General features: G+C 43.0%; 18 protein-coding genes. All 18 read right to left on the bottom strand.

Going from position 1 to position 17,588, the window contains the following annotated elements:
- Positions 1 to 172 precede the first annotated feature (172 nt).
- The gene (locus BM210_RS15110) at positions 173 to 1,117 is read right to left on the bottom strand and encodes a dipeptidase (protein ID WP_256223634.1); all 945 of its coding nucleotides are present in this window, start codon (positions 1,115 to 1,117) and stop codon (positions 173 to 175) included.
- Positions 1,118 to 1,320: 203 nt separating this feature from the next.
- On the bottom strand, positions 1,321 to 1,581 hold the full coding sequence (locus tag BM210_RS15115; RefSeq protein WP_028597363.1) for a stage V sporulation protein S: 261 nt from the start codon (positions 1,579 to 1,581) through the stop codon (positions 1,321 to 1,323).
- A 128-nt stretch (positions 1,582 to 1,709) separates the two neighbouring features.
- Positions 1,710 to 2,504, bottom strand: coding sequence for a TIGR00282 family metallophosphoesterase (locus tag BM210_RS15120; RefSeq protein ID WP_091169660.1), 795 nt, complete (start codon positions 2,502 to 2,504; stop codon positions 1,710 to 1,712).
- A 99-nt stretch (positions 2,505 to 2,603) separates the two neighbouring features.
- Entirely contained in the window at positions 2,604 to 4,151 is a 1,548-nt protein-coding gene (rny, locus tag BM210_RS15125) for a ribonuclease Y (protein ID WP_371263483.1), read from the bottom strand.
- A 330-nt stretch (positions 4,152 to 4,481) separates the two neighbouring features.
- Positions 4,482 to 5,213, bottom strand: coding sequence for a RecX family transcriptional regulator (locus BM210_RS15130; RefSeq protein WP_091169662.1), 732 nt, complete (start codon positions 5,211 to 5,213; stop codon positions 4,482 to 4,484).
- 58 nt (positions 5,214 to 5,271) lie between these two features.
- Positions 5,272 to 6,321 carry a recombinase RecA gene (gene recA, locus BM210_RS15135; RefSeq protein WP_091169665.1) on the bottom strand — a complete coding sequence of 350 codons (1,050 nt, stop codon included), beginning with the start codon at positions 6,319 to 6,321 and terminating at the stop codon, positions 5,272 to 5,274.
- Between the two features lie 206 nt (positions 6,322 to 6,527).
- Positions 6,528 to 7,775: a competence/damage-inducible protein A gene (locus tag BM210_RS15140; protein ID WP_091169668.1), complete on the bottom strand. Its 1,248-nt coding sequence runs from the start codon at positions 7,773 to 7,775 to the stop codon at positions 6,528 to 6,530.
- 51 nt (positions 7,776 to 7,826) lie between these two features.
- Positions 7,827 to 8,405: a CDP-diacylglycerol--glycerol-3-phosphate 3-phosphatidyltransferase gene (gene pgsA / locus BM210_RS15145; RefSeq protein WP_091169670.1), complete on the bottom strand. Its 579-nt coding sequence runs from the start codon at positions 8,403 to 8,405 to the stop codon at positions 7,827 to 7,829.
- Positions 8,402 to 9,730 carry a 30S ribosomal protein S12 methylthiotransferase RimO gene (rimO, locus tag BM210_RS15150; protein ID WP_091169673.1) on the bottom strand — a complete coding sequence of 443 codons (1,329 nt, stop codon included), beginning with the start codon at positions 9,728 to 9,730 and terminating at the stop codon, positions 8,402 to 8,404. Before rimO ends, pgsA begins: the two co-directional genes overlap by 4 nt.
- A 77-nt stretch (positions 9,731 to 9,807) precedes the next feature.
- On the bottom strand, positions 9,808 to 10,299 hold the full coding sequence (locus BM210_RS15155) for a YajQ family cyclic di-GMP-binding protein (RefSeq protein WP_091169675.1): 492 nt from the start codon (positions 10,297 to 10,299) through the stop codon (positions 9,808 to 9,810).
- A gap of 27 nt (positions 10,300 to 10,326) precedes the next feature.
- Entirely contained in the window at positions 10,327 to 11,175 is an 849-nt protein-coding gene (locus BM210_RS15160) for a helix-turn-helix domain-containing protein (protein WP_091169677.1), read from the bottom strand.
- Positions 11,176 to 11,213: 38 nt separating this feature from the next.
- The gene (locus BM210_RS15165) at positions 11,214 to 11,978 is read right to left on the bottom strand and encodes a DUF3388 domain-containing protein (RefSeq protein ID WP_091169679.1); all 765 of its coding nucleotides are present in this window, start codon (positions 11,976 to 11,978) and stop codon (positions 11,214 to 11,216) included.
- Positions 11,979 to 12,102: 124 nt separating this feature from the next.
- Positions 12,103 to 12,942, bottom strand: coding sequence for a hypothetical protein (locus BM210_RS15170; protein ID WP_143101053.1), 840 nt, complete (start codon positions 12,940 to 12,942; stop codon positions 12,103 to 12,105).
- Between the two features lie 93 nt (positions 12,943 to 13,035).
- The gene (locus BM210_RS15175; RefSeq protein ID WP_076232906.1) at positions 13,036 to 13,290 is read right to left on the bottom strand and encodes a DUF3243 domain-containing protein; all 255 of its coding nucleotides are present in this window, start codon (positions 13,288 to 13,290) and stop codon (positions 13,036 to 13,038) included.
- 74 nt (positions 13,291 to 13,364) lie between these two features.
- Positions 13,365 to 14,123, bottom strand: coding sequence for an elongation factor P 5-aminopentanone reductase (gene ymfI / locus BM210_RS15180; protein WP_091169685.1), 759 nt, complete (start codon positions 14,121 to 14,123; stop codon positions 13,365 to 13,367).
- Positions 14,123 to 15,406, bottom strand: a complete 1,284-nt coding sequence (gene yfmH / locus BM210_RS15185) for an EF-P 5-aminopentanol modification-associated protein YfmH (protein ID WP_091169687.1) — start codon at positions 15,404 to 15,406, stop codon at positions 14,123 to 14,125. Before yfmH ends, ymfI begins: the two co-directional genes overlap by 1 nt.
- 3 nt (positions 15,407 to 15,409) lie before the next feature.
- Positions 15,410 to 16,693, bottom strand: a complete 1,284-nt coding sequence (gene yfmF / locus BM210_RS15190) for an EF-P 5-aminopentanol modification-associated protein YfmF (RefSeq protein WP_091169690.1) — start codon at positions 16,691 to 16,693, stop codon at positions 15,410 to 15,412.
- Between the two features lie 100 nt (positions 16,694 to 16,793).
- Positions 16,794 to 17,576: a spore cortex-lytic enzyme gene (gene sleB, locus BM210_RS15195; RefSeq protein ID WP_091170279.1), complete on the bottom strand. Its 783-nt coding sequence runs from the start codon at positions 17,574 to 17,576 to the stop codon at positions 16,794 to 16,796.
- Positions 17,577 to 17,588 lie beyond the last annotated feature (12 nt).

Genomic DNA, 17,588 nt, shown 5'->3' on the forward strand with positions numbered 1-17,588 from the left:
CAATATTCACAAACAGATAAAAAATTTCTTTCAGTCATCACTCAAATTCTATGCTGATAAGAGCTAAAAAGCAAGTATAAAAAGAAAATATAAAGATAGCTATTTTAGATGAAACACATATCAATTTGAGATTAATTTAATGACTAACTATATCTAATAAAGATGTAAACGGTTAATAAATCGGAAGGTTTTGCTGCAGGTATCGATGCCAATTTCCGTTAAGAAAGCCTTCAATCGTTGTATCTTTATAGTACTTGCTCAAATGCTGTGCCAACTGATCGAATTGTCCTGCATGCTCAAGTCCTGGTATCCATTGATCTATGCCGTCAAAATCTGAACCAAGCGTAATATGCGCTTCCCCACCCAGCTCGCAAATATGCTCAATATGCTTCATCAGCCCCCCAATAGTGGCATTTCGCTTGTCTCCCACAAACCAGGGAACAAAGGTCATACCGATACGTCCCGATTGACGGATTATGGCCAGCAATTGATCGTCGTCCAGATTTCTTGGGTGATCACAGACCGCTTTGGCGTTGGAATGTGAAGCTACGAAAGGTTTAGTGGAAACTTCGGCAAGATCCCAGAAAGAGCGCACAGATAGATGGGATACATCTAATAGGATGCCCAAATCATTGCATTCTTTAACAAATAATTTTCCTTTTTTTGAAAATCCGCCCTTTCTGGGCTCTAAAATTCCATCTGCTGCCCAATTCGCATAATTCCACGTAATTCCGATCATCCGAACCCCAAGGTGGTACAGTGTTTGGGTATATAAAGGGTTATCTTGGATAGCATCCGCGCCTTCTAAGGTCAGAATAGCACCTCTCACATTCCCGCTCATGACTCGAGTCAAATCAGCTTGATTTTTAATAATTGTTAACAAGCCATGCTTTAACACCTTCTGATAAAAAATATTTATGTATTTGAGATAATGTTCAAAAACTGGCTGTCTGATTGATTCTGCCAAATAAATCGCGAAAAATTGGATTTTAATATTGGATTTCACCATTTTGGGATACGTAACGTCAAGCTCAGCTGCATCTGGATGATAAAAATCGATCCGCGGATTCTCGTACATCTTCCACAACACATCGCAATGTCCATCAATAATCTTCAATTGCTTCTCCCCCAAATCCATTCATTTTTTGGCATAAAAAAAGCTCCTGATCGGAGCCTACTCGATGAAGATACATCCTTGCCTAAGAGGTAGTTTTTTGTGAGATAAGAATGGTTCAGCTACGCTGAAAACACTTATCTCTTTAAAAAACCTGTTTACAGACGTAAACAGGTCACTTCCTCGTTTTATCATGAATAAGTTAGCTATCTGGGCTCGACAATTAATTTGATGGCCGTACGGTCCTCTCCATCAATGACAATATCGGTAAAGGCGGGAATGCAAATCAGGTCAACCCCGCTGGGAGCGACAAATCCACGAGCAATCGCCACGGCTTTGACTGCTTGATTTAAAGCACCGGCACCTATAGCTTGCAGTTCGGCAGCGCCGCGCTCACGCAGCACCCCTGCTAATGCGCCTGCTACGGAATTTGGATTGGATTTTGCTGAAACTTTTAATACATCCATGGAAAGTACCTCCTCGAGAATGATGAATGGCTTCCATTTATCCTATTCGCGCCATTTCACGTTAATTCCATCTTCTCAAAGATGATCCCTTTACAGCATGAGTCACTTCCAAGTACAAACCTCTTAGACTATTCAAACAGAATTTGATCTTCGTCCTTACGAATTAGCTGTATTTTTTTTGCCAGCCCTGTCGTTGGGTCCAAATCGATGCAAACGGCATGAAAATGCCATTTACCCTCATCCACTACAAATCTAACTGGCAGCTGTGTTTTGAACTTTTGCAGTACCGCTACCTTCTCCATTCCCAATATCCCGTCTCTCGGACCTGTCATGCCTACATCCGTCACGTAGGCTGTCCCCAACGGCAACAATCGCTCGTCATGTGTTTGTACATGGGTATGCGTTCCAACAACGGCTGAGACCTTGCCATCCAAATGCCAGCCCATTGCCAGCTTCTCCGAGGTAGCCTCCGCATGGAAGTCAACGAGAATATGTTTATTCCGTTTTTTCACGGCTTCGATAATTTCATCAGCCTTTTCAAAAGGACAATCCAAAGGCGGCAAAAATGTACGTCCCTGCAAATTGACGATCACCAGTTCCTGACCTTTCGCTTTGATCGTTGTAAAGCCTCTCCCCGGTGTGCCCTTGGGAAAATTAGCAGGCCGGACCATACGTTCCTCATTATCTATAAAATCAAAAATTTCTTTTTGATCCCAGGTATGGTTTCCCATAGTAATACCATGGACCCCCATTTCAAACAATTCCTTCGTAATCGGTAAAGTGATGCCTCTGCCCGCAGCAGCATTTTCACCATTGGCGATAATGAATGTCGGATTCAGCTTTGTTTTGAGGCCTGGCAGGCAAGCTTTCAAAGCTTTACGACCCACAGACCCAACAATATCCCCGATAAATAAAATTCTCATTTGATAAAGCTCCTCTTCTTCACTAGCTCTTGTAAATGCTCTGCAAGTCAAAAGAAAAGTGGCTTATTCAGCCACTTTTCTGATCAAGTATGAAATTCATTATTTAGCATATTCAACAGCACGCGTTTCGCGAATAACTGTAACCTTGATGTGTCCTGGATAATCCAGTTCACTCTCGATTTTCTTTGTAATGTCACGAGCCAAACGGAAAGCTTCTGTATCGTCTACCTTCTCAGGTTGTACCATCACACGAACTTCACGCCCCGCTTGAATCGCGTACGATTTCTCAACACCTTCGAAAGACTCTGAAATTTCCTCCAGCTTTTCAAGACGCCGGATGTACGTTTCCAGTGTTTCGCGGCGCGCTCCCGGACGAGCGGCGGACAAAGCGTCTGCTGCACCTACCAGCATAGCTATTACCGAAGTGGCTTCACAGTCACCATGATGGGAAGCTATACTGTTGATGACGACCGGATGCTCTTTATATTTCTTACCGATCTCTACGCCAATTTCAACGTGAGATCCTTCAACTTCATGATCCAAGGCTTTACCGATATCATGCAGGAGACCGGCACGTTTCGCCAATGTCACGTCTACCCCGAGTTCTCCAGCCATCAATCCTGTTAAATAAGCAACTTCCATGGAATGCTTCAATACATTTTGTCCATAGCTGGTTCTAAATCTCAATCTACCCAATATCTTGATCAGATCCGGATGCAATCCATGAACGCCGGTTTCAAAAGTTGCCTGTTCTCCGTATTCACGAATCCGTTCGTCCACTTCCTTGCGGGACTTCTCAACCATTTCTTCAATACGGGCAGGATGGATACGTCCATCCGCAACCAGTTTTTCTAGGGCAGTTCGGGCAATTTCACGACGAATCGGATCAAAACCGGACAAAATAACAGCTTCAGGGGTATCATCAATAATAAGGTCAATCCCTGTCAGTGTCTCAAGCGCACGAATATTTCTACCCTCGCGTCCGATAATTCGTCCTTTCATTTCCTCATTCGGCAATGTTACTACCGATACTGTCGTTTCCGCTACATGATCAGCAGCACATCTTTGGATGGCTAGCGTGATGATTTCGCGGGCTTTCTTGTCGCCTTCTTCTTTGGCTTGCTGTTCAATCTCTTTAATCAATTGAGCTGTTTCATGACGTACTTCCTGTTCCACATTCGTCAAAATAATTTGCTTGGCATCTTCCGTGGTCAAAGCGGATATACGTTCCAACTCGTTAACCTGGTTCTTATAAATCTCGTCAATGTGTGTTTGGGTTTCTTCAATCCGTTTCTCTTTGTTGGCGACTTGCTCTTCTTTTTTCTCAAGAGATTCTAATTTTTTATCCAGCGATTCCTCTTTTTGCAACAATCGTCTCTCTTGTCGTTGTGATTCATTTCGACGATCACGAATGTCTTTTTCAGCTTCGGTTCGGAGCTTGTGAATCTCATCCTTGGCCTCCACAACCGCTTCTTTCCTTAGTGCCTCCGCCTCTTTTTTAGCGCCATCCTTGATTAGCTCAGCGGCTTGCTCAGCACTTGAAATTTTCGCTTCTGCAATGGACTTGCGGATAAAATAACCAATCCCTAAGCAAATAGCACCAACAACGAGAATGATTAAGATCCAGATGGCTGGATGTATGTTCATCCAGTTCACCTCCTCGTTGTTTCTCCAAGGGGTAAGCTTGGGGGTCGTATGGTTTTTAATCCGTTTAACAAGCAGTAAGAAAAGTAAAAATTGGCGATTTTACTTTGCCAACCTTCTGTTTAGGCATAACAGAGAGGTTGATTGTACAAAATTATACATGCTCATTTTATCTTTTGTCGAAGAAGCTTGTCAAGGTGTATGACTTATGAATTACTTCACTTTGTAGAAATTATTAAATTCCTGCTAAAATTTTGTTATTAAACACAACTCACAACCGTTTTTCAATGAATTTAATTTACATGATTAATTATTCGTATCGCAAATTGATTTTCATTCTTCAAAATGAATTTCCCAATCCTCACTATCTATTCCACGATTCGCAGCATCCGTTAATTCACGTACGACACGAGTGGTTACTCTTGAATTGTAGCCTCTTCTTTGCAGCAGTGCATAAGCTTTTCTTTTAATATTTTGCACATCCGAGTCCGGCTTTAAACTGGAACCATATTTTTTATTAATCAGATCATAAGCATTTCGATACTCTATTTGTTCGTCAATCTGCTCGATCGCACTTGTAATGTGTTCAGATTTGAGACCCTTCTGCTGAAGCTCCTGTTTAATCCAATTACGACCCTTTTTGGCAGATTGAATGCGCTGTTGTGTCAGCTGTTCAGCAAACAAGGAATCATCTATATATTGCTCCCGTCGAAGACGATCAAGCGTGTTTTCAATTGTGGGAAGCTCATAGCCTTTTTGCAGCAAACGAGCTTTGAGTTCATATTCAGAGCGCAGCCTAAACGATAATAAACGAATCGCATCCAGATAAGCCTGCTGTTTGTCTTGAGCTTCTACAATCTTTTTCATTTCATCTTTATTAATTGCGGTACCTTTGGTCAAACTGTATTTAATCAGCACATCCTCATGCACAGAAAACACATACTGCTCTTCGATATATAAATTGTACCGATCCTTAGCTCTTTTTTGCCGCTCTATTTTGGTTATTATTCCTTCTTCTAGAGGCAGTTCTTTCATCAAATCATTCTCATTCCGTTCTTCATCCATGATTCATCACTCCGAATGCAAGGGAAGGGCACCTTCATAAGGTGCCCTTCAACCTGCTTTATTCAACTTCTTCGAACTCTTCATCTTCCTCGTCGTTACTGAGCAAGTCTGCATCAACAGTAGCAGTTAAGTTGCAGTTTTCACGAATCTTTTTCTCAAGAATATCAGCTATTTGCGGATTATCCTTTAAGAATTGTTTGGAGTTCTCACGACCTTGACCCAATCGGTCACCGTTGAAGGAGTACCAAGCGCCACTCTTCTGAATAATATCCATTTCAGCACCGATATCGATAATACTTCCTTCTTTGGAAATGCCTTCGCCGTACATAATATCAATATCTGCCTGCTTGAATGGAGGCGCTACTTTATTTTTGACTACTTTAATTCTTGTACGGTTACCTACCATGTCATTGCCCTGCTTGATGCTCTCTACGCGGCGTACATCCAGACGTACAGAGGAATAAAACTTCAATGCTCTTCCGCCCGGAGTTGTCTCTGGATTACCGAACATAACACCGATTTTCTCACGAAGCTGATTAATGAAAATAGCAATCGTGTTCGATTTGTTGATGGCACCAGATAACTTACGCAAGGCCTGTGACATCAAACGAGCTTGCAAACCTACGTGAGAATCTCCCATGTCGCCTTCAATTTCCGCTTTAGGAACCAATGCAGCTACCGAGTCAATAACGATAATATCTACAGCTCCGCTTCGTACCAACGCTTCAGCAATTTCCAATGCCTGCTCACCCGTGTCCGGTTGGGAAAGCAGCAGCTCGTCTATATTGATTCCGAGTTTACTTGCATAGGAAGGATCGAGTGCATGCTCAGCATCTATAAAAGCAGCTGTTCCACCTACTCGCTGCACCTCAGCAATCGCATGAAGCGCTACTGTTGTTTTACCCGATGATTCCGGGCCAAAAACCTCTATAATTCTACCACGTGGAAATCCCCCAATGCCGAGGGCAATATCAAGGGCCAAAGATCCGCTGGGAATAACATCAATCTTCATATGGGTCGATTCACCCAATTTCATAACCGATCCTTTACCAAATTGTTTTTCAATTTGACGAAGGGCATTGTCCAATGCTGCGCGCCGATCTGACAAAACACTCACTTCCTTTTCCATATTGGATAAGTTTATAATAACCTATTTTGTTGATGTTGCCAAGCATTTTTACGAACATACATTCTGTTTATGGTCCAAAGAAAAACCGTAACAAAATGTGATCCATTGTTACGGTTCTTCCGCTCCGTCTATTATATTACATTGGCGGAACGCTTTCAAGCTCTAAATATATCAATTTCACTCTATCAAACCCGCAGCCGTTTCCACAATTGGTACAATGCCGCCTTGGCAGCACGCAGCTTGATGTGATCCCGATTTCCTGACAACTGCAGCCGCTCCACAACCGGCTGCCCTTCTTTGCAAGCAATAGCCAGGTACACAAGACCAACCGGCTTTCCTTCGGATTCATCCGGTCCTGCGACACCCGTAATGGCAACTGCATAGTCAGCGTCAGCCTGAAGCCGCATCTGTTCTGCCAATATGCCGGCTGTTTCCGCGCTTACAGCACCTGGAGCTCCCGCTCCTTCCAGTATGCTCATAGGCACATCCAGAAGCTTATTTTTTAACATATTCGAATAACATACAATGCCTCCCCGAAAAACGGCTGAACTGCCAGGGATTGATGTCAGTAGATTGCTCAAGAGCCCTCCTGTGCAGCTCTCAGCAGCCGTTAGGAGCAATTTGCGCTCGTTCATGATACGAATGACCTCCTGTTCGATAGGAACGTCTATAGAGGCATATATGTAGTCTCCAAGTCTGCGTCTGATTTCCAGTTCAAGCGGCTGCAGCTTCATATCCGCTTCCTCCTGTGAGGAGGCACGTGTTGTAATTCGTATCGTGACTTCAGACTCCTTAGCATAAGGAGCTATCGTAGGATCTGTTTGCGCATGAATGAGATCCAATAGTTCATGCTCAAGCGAAGATTCGCCAATTCCCGCAAATTTCAGCATTCTTGAGAACAAGGGATTAACCCCGTTCATCCTTGACGCAATCCAAGGCGCAGCGTAATGAGTAAACATCGGCTTCATTTCTTTCGGGGGACCGGGTAACAGTATGTAATGAGTGCCATCCTGGGTTAAAGCGATGCCTACGGCCATTCCTGCATCATTAGTTAAAGGATCACTGTGCTCCAGCATAAGCGCCTGCCTTCGATTGCTTTCGACCATATGAATACCTCTCGCCCCAAACACACGTTCGATGTAATCCATCGAAGGCTGGTGAAGGACAAGTTTCTGTCCAAGAAAGGCGGCAAGCGCATCTTTGGTCAGGTCATCCTGAGTCGGTCCAAGTCCACCTGTACATATGATTAAATCGGCACGGCTTTTGGCAATTTGCAGAGCGTCCGCCAAACGGCTTTCATTATCACCGACAACGGTTTGATAATATACACTTACACCTAAATCAGCACAGCCTTGGGCCAAAAACTGAGCATTGGTGTTCACAATTTGCCCTAATAATAACTCGGTGCCGACAGCTATAATCTCCGCTTTCATCCAAACTACCTCCCAGAATGGAACAAAAAAACAATAGGAAGCTCCTACTGTTTATTCGTTAAAGTTAATAACATGTTTATTTTTGATGAAATAATCCAAACCCGAATACAAGGTTATGATAGCTGCGACCCAGCTTGCAAATAAATCAAAGCGCAGATCAATAAAAGCAAATGGAAAATTATTAATCAGCAGTGCAATAATTGCAGTAATTTGGGCTGCTGTTTTCCATTTACCCCATTTACTAGCCGCAATGACATGACCCTCAAGCAAGGCGATCTGTCGTAATCCTGTAACAGCAAACTCCCGACTAATAATCACAATCACGATCCATGCGCCGACCTTATTCATCTCTACCAGAGATACGAGCACAGCAGATACAAGCAGCTTATCAGCCAAGGGGTCAAGCAATTTCCCCAGATTCGTGACCAGCTTACGCTTTCTGGCAATATATCCGTCCAGACCATCTGTCCAAGCCGCAATGATAAAAATAAGCGCAGCAATAATTTGGTTGTAAGTGATGCTGAACTGATCAATTTCAATTTGGGGAAACTTTAAATTTACAAGCAAAAAAAACATAATGATAGGTACTAAAAAGATCCTCGCCAAAGTGATCCGATTGGCCAGGTTCATGCCACAACCTCCCCGGACAAATCAAACTCAAAAGAGTGAGTAATGTGAACCTTGGCTAACTCTCCAATCTTAAGCTGTGTCCCTTTTACAAACACTTCACCATCAATCTCAGGAGCATCATACTGGGAACGGCCAATGTAAACATCATTTCTGCCATCATACTTTTCAATCAACACATCAACAGTTTGGCCCACCCGGTTACCATTTCGGATATTAGAAATGCCACGCTGTATTTCCATAATGGTGTTAGCCCGATATTCCTTCACATCATCATTTACCTGATCCGGCAGACGGGCCGCTGGTGTATCCTGTTCTTGTGAATAAGCAAACACACCCAAACGGTCAAACTCAACTTCCGTAACAAAATTCTTTAAATTTTCAAAATCCTGTTCAGTCTCGCCCGGGAATCCTACAATAAGCGATGTACGAAGCGAAACATTAGGAATGCGTGTACGAATTTTTTCAATTAACGCTCTGGCATCCTGCTGTCTGCCCGGTCTTCTCATTCGCTTCAAAATAATATCCTCACTGTGCTGCAATGGCATATCGACATATTTGCACACTTTCGGGTTTGTAGCGATTGTATCGATCAACTCGTCGGTAAAGAATCCTGGATATGCATAATGCAGTCTGACCCATTCAATACCGGCCACTTCCGTAACCTTATTTAACAAAGCAGGCAGCTTAAAGCCATCATACAAATCAGTTCCATAATTAGTGGAATCCTGTGCAATCAGACTGATTTCCCGAACGCCTTGCGAAGCTAATTGCTCAATTTCAGCAATGATCGATTCCATGCTTCTACTGCGGAACTTACCGCGCATAATCGGAATACTGCAGAATGTACAGGCATTATCACAGCCCTCGGCAATTTTCACATAAGCAGTGTAACGCGGAGTAGTCACACGTCGTGGGAGCGGCTTATCGTAGTTAAAAACCGGGTTTCCGACTAAGACCGGCTTCTTCCCAGCAAGAGCTTCTTCAATAATCTCATTAATTTTATCAAAATCTCCTGTGCCAACGATGCCATCAATTTCAGGCATTTCTTCCATGAGCTCTTTTTTGTAGCGTTGTGTCAAGCATCCGGAAACAATGAGTGCCTTCAAATTAGCAGTCTGCTTCAAGTCAGCCATATCCAATATCGTATTTACGGACTCTTCCTTGGCTGCATCAATAAAGCCACACGTATTAACTATAATTACAGTTGCTTCTTCCTTATCCGATACCAATTCGTAGCCACGTCCAAAAACCAATCCTGACATGATTTCCGAGTCAACGAGGTTTTTCTCGCAGCCCAGCGTAACTACTTTTACTTTCTCTGTCATATCTATATCCTCCAATAGTGAATCCAGCCTGTGGGTCAAGTATAAACGAACAGAATGAATAGTGTCAAAAATGCATATTAACGAAAATTTAAAAATTGTAAATCCAGAGGCAAATCCGCTTTGCGAAGAAGCTGGATAACCTGCTGTAAATCGTCTTTACTTTTTCCTGAAACCCGGATTTGATCCCCCTGAATTTGGCTTTTCACCTTAAGCTTGGAGTCCCGAATCATGATATTGATTTTTTTGGCATTATCCTGATCAATACCCGACTTGAGCTTCACTTTTTGCCGGACTGTCTGGGATGATGCTGGTTGAATTTTGTCGTATTCAAGATTTTTCAACGATATTCCCCGTTTTGCCATCTTGGAATGCAAAATGTCCATCACATTTTGCAGCTTGAACTCATCATCGGACACGATAACTAACTCATCTTTTTCAACAGCAATACTGCTTTTACTATTCTTAAAATCAAATCGGGTCATAATTTCTTTCTCCGCTTGATTAATTGCATTGCTCAATTCCTGCATATCCATTTTGGAGGCAATATCAAAAAAACTTTCGTCAGCCATGGTCGCACTTCCTTTATCATTTATAACTTACACTTTTTGTATATCGATTTGAACCCGCTTGGCATTAGGAGTGTCACCTAATACAATAAGGGTTCCATTCACATTCAGTTCAACCGCATTGGATCGACCAAATATCATAAAAGCCGAGTTTGCAAGCTCCCAGCTTTGCTCCTTACCCTTGGTGTAGGTGCCTTGCTCAAGCGTTTCGGTTGTTTGTCCTAATGAATCAATTTGAATCCAGCAAGCATCGCCTACAATTTTCATTTTAATCATCAGCTTATCCGTATTGGAAACCGTATAGTAATCGGTACCCCCCTGGCTTTTTACCAGCTTTACCTCTGTTTTAGGTACAACAACAGGCGGGGGAGTTGGCGTCATTGGCGCTTTTGTGTCGTATACAGGTGAAGTTACACTGCCGCTGTTGGCATTTGGATCCACTTTATCTGTAACCCGATTTGGTTCACTCACAGGATTGACTTCATGAGGCTTACTAATATAATTCTTATTCAGATAATAATAGATAATCCCCAGGATGAGAACGAAAAAGGCAATCATCATTACACTGGAAACGTATTTGCCGATTCTTTCGGTATTCCGTGTCGTTCTTTTGGAGCGAGTAGGTTCAATATGATCCGGCTCTGCCGCGGGAATCACATTTTGATATAAGCTCAGCACTTCATTAGGCTCCAGCCCCACCGCTTCAGCATAGCTCTTAATAAATGCTCTAACATAAAAATTTCCTGGTAAAATTTTATAGTTTCCATCTTCGATCGCTTCCAAATAACGCTTGCGAATTTTTGTGCTTTCCTGCAAATCTTCCAAGGATATTTTTTTTTCGATCCGTGCTTTTCGCAACAATTGACCAAGATCAGACATGTTCTCACCCCTTTCGTGATGTTCATAGAGATTGACTATTAATAATCATTGATACTGTTCGTGATAGCATCGTAATTGATTTCTTCGTCAGGTGTATTGCGCAGCTCTACAATGTAATTAAAGTGCTCATACGTGTACTCTGAATCCCGCACAAAAATATCCGGATGCTCAATGACCTTCGTGGAAGGCATACTCATAATTTGCTGCAAAAGCGAGTGATGCTTCTCGTTGGAACGAATGGTTGATACGATACCATCAATAATAAAAATATTGTTTGGATTCATTTCTTCCTCAGATAATTGACTGCGAACCGTTTGACGCAATAGCGTAGAGGATACAAAGTTCCAACGTTTATTGGAGCACACGCTACCGGCAATAATCGATTCCGTTTTTCCAACACGCGGCATGCCTCTGAGCCCAACGACCTGATTACCATCACGTTTGAAAATTTCACCGAGAAAATCCACCAAAAGACCTAACTCATCACGGGTAAATCGGAATGTTTTACGATCATCCGAATCCCTTTCGATGTATCTGCCGTGACGGACAGCTAATATATCAACCAATTTAGGCTCTCTAAGCGCTGTTATAGTTATATTATCCACTTTACGCAACATTTTACCCATTAAGTCAATTTTTTCATTATCATTAGTTTGCAGCAGCATGCCGCGTGTTCGATCTTCCACTCCGTTAATCGTCACAATATTAATATCCAGCATCCCCATAAGAGAAGCTACGTCACCTAATAAGCCAGGACGATTTTTATGTATTCTGTATTCCATATACCACTGCTTCGTTTCCATTGTAGGCACCTCATATCGATGGCAATCATGCATCAACTCAAATTTTTGGAGCATGTTACAAAAATATTCTACAATTTTCGAGAAAATCCTTCCTATTAAATAAAGAAATCTTTATTATTCATCCCTATGGCTTAACAATTTGAATCTCTTGTGAAGTGTAAGCCAAACTTCCATTCACCCAAGCCTTGCTTTCTATCGTTTGCAAAATTGAGGTTAGAATGTTACCCCATTGCAGCTCTATGGAAACAGCTGTCATATCAACAACAGGCACCTTCAGGTTTTTCACACGCTGTAAGGAATTGGCATCCAAAGGCGAATAAACGGCTATCCAGCTTGGCCCATGTCTTCTCACTTGATTTTGAAATTGAGGGAACCAGCCTTCTGCATCCGACAATGAAATCGTTTCGGCTTCCTCAGATGGTGCCCAAAGCGAAGGAATCGGCTTTGAACCGATGGTCACCCATTCGATCGATTTGCCTAAAACCTGCTGCTGTTTTACCCATTCTTCCCATTGCTTTTCCATAAAATTCTGTTCGGTCTGTTTCCATACGATATGTTTGTCCGTGATTGGAGGATTATCAACCGATACGGTATCATCAAGCAAAATCCATTTTTTGCTAGGAAGTGAGGCTGCAATAGGCCATACTTGTCGATTAAGCTCGTTTCCTATGACAATAATGTATGTATAGGGTCTGTTTTTTAGAGCAGTGATCTGCAAATCCGTAAGCACTGCCGTATCTGCCATCCAATCAAAAGCAATATGATGACTGTCACGCCAAGATAGGAATGCATTCTGTAAAGTTGATTTTGTGGTATCCGATATCTGTTCTTTGGAAATGATCAAAACCGAAACTTTGGATTCCAGTAACGCGGGGTCAATTGCGGGAATGTTCTTTCCACAGCCTCCAAGCACGAATAGTATGCATAAAGTTAAGAGCCCAGTTGTCCATCTCATCTTACTCAAACACCTCTAGCCCCCTTTCCAAATCAAATTAAGTTAAGTATACCACAAAAGTAACGAAAAGCCCCCTTGGAAGGAGGCTTCTAACAATTGCGATTAGGTTCCCGGTGTAACGAGCTTTACCATTAGCTTGGCGATTGTTCTCTTTTCCTGCTCATCAGCTACATCCCAGAGCTCTTTAAGCACTCGTTCTTCATTATTTTCCGGGTCCACCTTGTCGGATAGAAACTCCCCGATTTGAAAGGCCAGCTTGTTAATCGTTTCGTCTTTCATACCCGCTTTTTCTGCCTGATCAATTCGCTCATTTAAAAATTGCTTCCAGCGGTCAAATACCTTCAATACAGTTGCCATATTCGTAGCCTCCTTGGATTCAAAGTGTATTACCACCCTTACTATTCGCCAAATCGAGGTCTACTATACCAAGCTTACGTTAGCCAGCCGCCATTGGGACTAATAATCTGTCCGGTAATATAGCCGGATTCCGGCAGTGCTAGAAAATAAACCAAGGAAGCAATTTCATTTGGCTGGGCAAAGCGACCTACCGGGATTTCACTCTCGATTGCCGCTTTTTCCTGCGAATCAAAATTAGCCATCATGAGTGTGTCAACAGCGCCGGGGGCCACAGCATTGACAGTAACTCCTGAAGGAGCCAATTCTTTGGCTAAAGCTTTCGTAAAGGCATTAATCCCGCCTTTAGTAGTGGAATATAATACTTCGCAGGATGAGCCGGAAATTCCCCAGATCGAGGACACATTGATGATTCTTCCATATTTTTGCCGGATCATGGGTTTCATAAACTGCTGGCTGATCAAAAATGAACCCTTCAAATTAATGTTCATCACATCATCCCAGAGCTCCTCGCTCACATCGGAGAGCATCCCGTAGTGGGAGACACCCGCATTGTTGACAATAATATCAGGTGTCATCCCATGTTGATCCAGTTTCTCCTGCAGCCGCAAAATCTGCTCCTTGCTGCGCAAATCAGCTGTAGCTGTAAGCACCTTGGCGCCCGTTTTCATGCATCTGCGGGCTGTATCATTAGCCGCTTCATGGGATTGCATATAATGAATCACCACATTCATTCCCACTGAAGCAAATCTTTCAGCAATCGCCGCGCCAATGCCACGACTGCCTCCCGTAACAAGCACGGTTTGTTCATTAAAGGGACGTATTAAATCATTCATCACGCTTCACTACGAACTATGGATACGGCGAGCTGGTTCCAGTCAAAATGCTCCTTCAGCATCCCCGTTACATCCTCGATAGTCATTTGTTCATATACAGGCAGTATGTCAAATAAATCAATTTGTTTAAATCGGTATTTGCTGAATTCATTAGCAATGGACTCGGGAGAGTTCAGCTGACGCAGAAAACCTCCGATCTTTTTTTTACGACTTCTTTCAAAATCAGCTTGCGCAATCCCGCTTTCCTTCACCTTATCTATTTCCTCTCGAACACGTGAAATTAAACGGTAAGGATCTGGTGTATCACCACCGATGACTGAAAAAGCATAATTTTCAGCAATATTGTATTCACTTCCAAAGCTATCGGAAATGATTTGCTCCTCATAAAGCTTCTGATAAATAGCCGAGCTTGGACTGAGCAAAATGTCAATTAAAACCTTCATAGCCAGTTCCCGCTTCAACAGCTCTTTACCGACTGCATCCTGCTTGGGTTCCTTGCAGCCAAATAAGCATTTAGGTAAAGAAACAGGTAATACCGTTATCTTTTCCTTGCTTTTGACGTTAGATGGCTCATGCTCAAATATACGATGAATCTTGCCCTGCGGCTTATAATCCTTGGAAGCCTGATTACTTCTTATTAGCTCCATCGTTCCCTCGGGATCAACTCCCCCGACTACAAACAAACTCATGTTGCTGGGATGATAAAAGGTATGGTAGCAATCATACAGCAGCTCTTTGGTAATCTTGGCGATGGACTCAACAGTTCCGGCAATGTCAATATGTATCGGATGCTGATGATACATCGTCTCAATTAAACCAAAATAAACACGCCAATCCGGATTATCCTGATACATCTTGATTTCCTGACCGATAATGCCTTTTTCTTTCTCCACATTCTCATCGGTAAAGTATGGGTTTTGCACAAAATTTAATAATGTGCTTAAATTTTCATGAACGTGCTCCGTTGCAGAAAATAAGTAGGCCGTACGGTCAAAACTGGTAAACGCATTAGCAGAAGCACCATTGGACGCAAATACAGAAAAAATGTCACCCGTTGGCTCCTCAAACATTTTATGCTCCAAGAAATGGGCTATTCCGTCAGGGACACTAATCTCGGAAGCACCCTCCACGCGAAAATGATTGTCAATGGATCCATAATGGGTGGAAAAGATCGCATAGGTTTTGGAAAACCCTTCCTTTGGAAGTATAAAAACAGTCAATCCGTTAGGGAGCTGCTCGGTATAGATCGTTTCTTTAACATGAGGATACGGTATCGCCTTCATACTTTACACACCCTCCTTTCGATCACGTAAGAAGTAAATCGTATCCAGCTTGACCTGGCTTGCTGCAGCTTGGATCTGCGCTTTATCCACAGCAAGAACATCATTTATCAGATCGGGTACCGTACGCTCGACACCGGACAATATATTATTAAAATCAAAAGAAATCAATTCGAACGCCGAATCCTGAAGCTGACGCAGATGTCCAGTTATCATAGCCTGGGTCTGCTGCAGCTCGACATCATTGATATCGCCCGCAGTCATCGCGTCCAGCTGCTGGCGAATTATCGCCACTGCTTTCTCGTAGTTATCGAGTTCAATTCCTGATTGAATCGTAAGTATCCCCTTATGCCCATCCAGACGTGAGGATGCATAATAAGCAAGGCTTTCTTTTTCACGCACATTTACGAACAGCTTGGAGTGCGGATAGCCACCTAAAATACCATTGTACATAAGCATCGTCGGATAAGCGGCGTCCGCATAGGTTGTATAAGTTCGCAAGCCCAAATTCAGCTTGCCCTGCTTGACATCCAGTTCTTCAATAACTTCGCGTGCCTCTGCTGTATTGGATTGACTCGGATAGGTTGTATAACTTCCCGCAGCCTCTCTTTGGACACCAAAACTGCTTTCCACAAGGGCAGTAACTTCCTCCAATGTGGTCTTTCCGACTACATAGATATCTATCGGCGATGCTTGCAGCCACTGCTTATAGTACGTGTACAGCTCCTTGTTTGTTAATTGCTGCAAGGCTGCGATGGTACCAAGGGGGTGCAGACGATAGGGCTCACCCTTACACATTTCCTCAATGCAGCGCTCAGCAGCATATTTCACCTTATCGTTAATAATCGATTCGATGCGTTTTTGCAATGTTGTTTTTTCAGATTCGACGTATTTGGAGGCAAATCCGCCTTCTTCCACAACAGGTTGTGTGATCGCTTCTCCCACAAAACGCATTCCTTGCTGCAGCAAGGATTCGTTGCTGTTTACAAAATCATCCTGAATCAAGTCCATGCGAAACTGAACCATCTGATAATCGCCGCGCTTATAAATATCAAACCCAAATCCTGCTCCGTATAAATCATCCAGACGTTCTCGGAACTGTTTGGTTTCCGGATAAGCTTGCGTCCCACGACGCAGCACAAAAGGAATCAATGCTGTAGGAGTTACCGTCTCTTCCTGTAAACGACTCCCGATATAAACCGATATGGCATACGTTTTAAATTGCTCGGTTGGCAATACATGAACCCTGATATTATGAACCGTACCACGTTGAAATTGAATATTTTTCAAAAGGGAGCAGCTCCTTTCAGCCAGTAATCGAACTCTATACCATTATATTCCTTCATAAACAGAAGAAGCAAACGAACTTCGTTTGCATCTACTTATCCACCTATTTGCAAAAAATATGCTTACCGATTGTTTTTACTTGAGGGCGTGACCATATCCATTTGGAAGTTGCGGTTTCAGGGTTAAAATAGTATATGCAGCCTCCTGACGGATCCATGCCATTCAACGCCTCCTGTACAGCCTTCTTGGCATTTTCATTCGGAGTCAGCCATATTTGTCCATCGGCTACTGCTGTGAACGCACCAGGCTGAAATATGACACCTGACACGGTGTTCGGAAAGCTGGCTGACTTCACTCTGTTCAAAATTACAGCAGCTACCGCAACCTGTCCAATGTAGGGCTCACCTCGTGACTCACCATATACCGCATTGGCCATTAGATTTAAGTCCTCAGCGGACAAACCCAAATGATTGGTAGGCGCCAGGTTGGCATTCTTATCCGGAGCTGGCTGTGGTTCTCCCCCACCGTCAGTGGATGAATTGGAGGATGGCAATTCATTGGCTGTCGGCTTATAGTCCTTGGTAGCTTCCCAAAGCTTCAGCTTCGTCTTACTGCCAGCTATTCCGTCCACCTTCATCCCGAAATCAGATTGAAACCATTTTAACGATCTCAATGTGTTGTATCCAAAGTCTCCATCTACAGTACCGGTATAAAAGCCGAGGAATTTCAATCGACCCTGCAGCTCATAAACATCTTTTCCGTTTGCTCCATATGCAATATCATTTTTACTGAACGTTTGCTTGGTTTCAAGCTTCTCTTTCAATTGATAGCCTGTAAACAACACCAGTAGTAAAGCTGCCGTTATAAGCACCAATCGTTTATTCATTTGCATTGCGTG

This window comes from Paenibacillus sp. 1_12, from assembly GCF_900114475.1.
Taxonomy (GTDB): Bacteria; Bacillota; Bacilli; order Paenibacillales; family NBRC-103111; genus Paenibacillus_S.

Bases quoted from the DNA above. Each gene is read 5' to 3' on its own strand.
- pgsA (WP_091169670.1), bottom strand. From the start codon at position 8,405: ATGAACCTGGCCAATCGGATCACTTTGGCGAGGATCTTTTTAGTACCT.
- BM210_RS15130 (WP_091169662.1), bottom strand. From the start codon at position 5,213: ATGGATGAAGAACGGAATGAGAATGATTTGATGAAAGAACTGCCTCTA.
- BM210_RS15155 (WP_091169675.1), bottom strand. From the start codon at position 10,299: ATGGCTGACGAAAGTTTTTTTGATATTGCCTCCAAAATGGATATGCAG.
- ymfI (WP_091169685.1), bottom strand. From the start codon at position 14,123: ATGAATGATTTAATACGTCCCTTTAATGAACAAACCGTGCTTGTTACG.
- BM210_RS15120 (WP_091169660.1), bottom strand. From the start codon at position 2,504: ATGAGAATTTTATTTATCGGGGATATTGTTGGGTCTGTGGGTCGTAAA.
- BM210_RS15165 (WP_091169679.1), bottom strand. From the start codon at position 11,978: ATGGAAACGAAGCAGTGGTATATGGAATACAGAATACATAAAAATCGT.
- BM210_RS15160 (WP_091169677.1), bottom strand. From the start codon at position 11,175: ATGTCTGATCTTGGTCAATTGTTGCGAAAAGCACGGATCGAAAAAAAA.
- rny (WP_371263483.1), bottom strand. From the start codon at position 4,151: ATGAACATACATCCAGCCATCTGGATCTTAATCATTCTCGTTGTTGGT.
- BM210_RS15140 (WP_091169668.1), bottom strand. From the start codon at position 7,775: ATGAAAGCGGAGATTATAGCTGTCGGCACCGAGTTATTATTAGGGCAA.
- rimO (WP_091169673.1), bottom strand. From the start codon at position 9,730: ATGACAGAGAAAGTAAAAGTAGTTACGCTGGGCTGCGAGAAAAACCTC.
- sleB (WP_091170279.1), bottom strand. From the start codon at position 17,576: ATGAATAAACGATTGGTGCTTATAACGGCAGCTTTACTACTGGTGTTG.
- BM210_RS15175 (WP_076232906.1), bottom strand. From the start codon at position 13,290: ATGGCAACTGTATTGAAGGTATTTGACCGCTGGAAGCAATTTTTAAAT.
- yfmH (WP_091169687.1), bottom strand. From the start codon at position 15,406: ATGAAGGCGATACCGTATCCTCATGTTAAAGAAACGATCTATACCGAG.
- BM210_RS15115 (WP_028597363.1), bottom strand. From the start codon at position 1,581: ATGGATGTATTAAAAGTTTCAGCAAAATCCAATCCAAATTCCGTAGCA.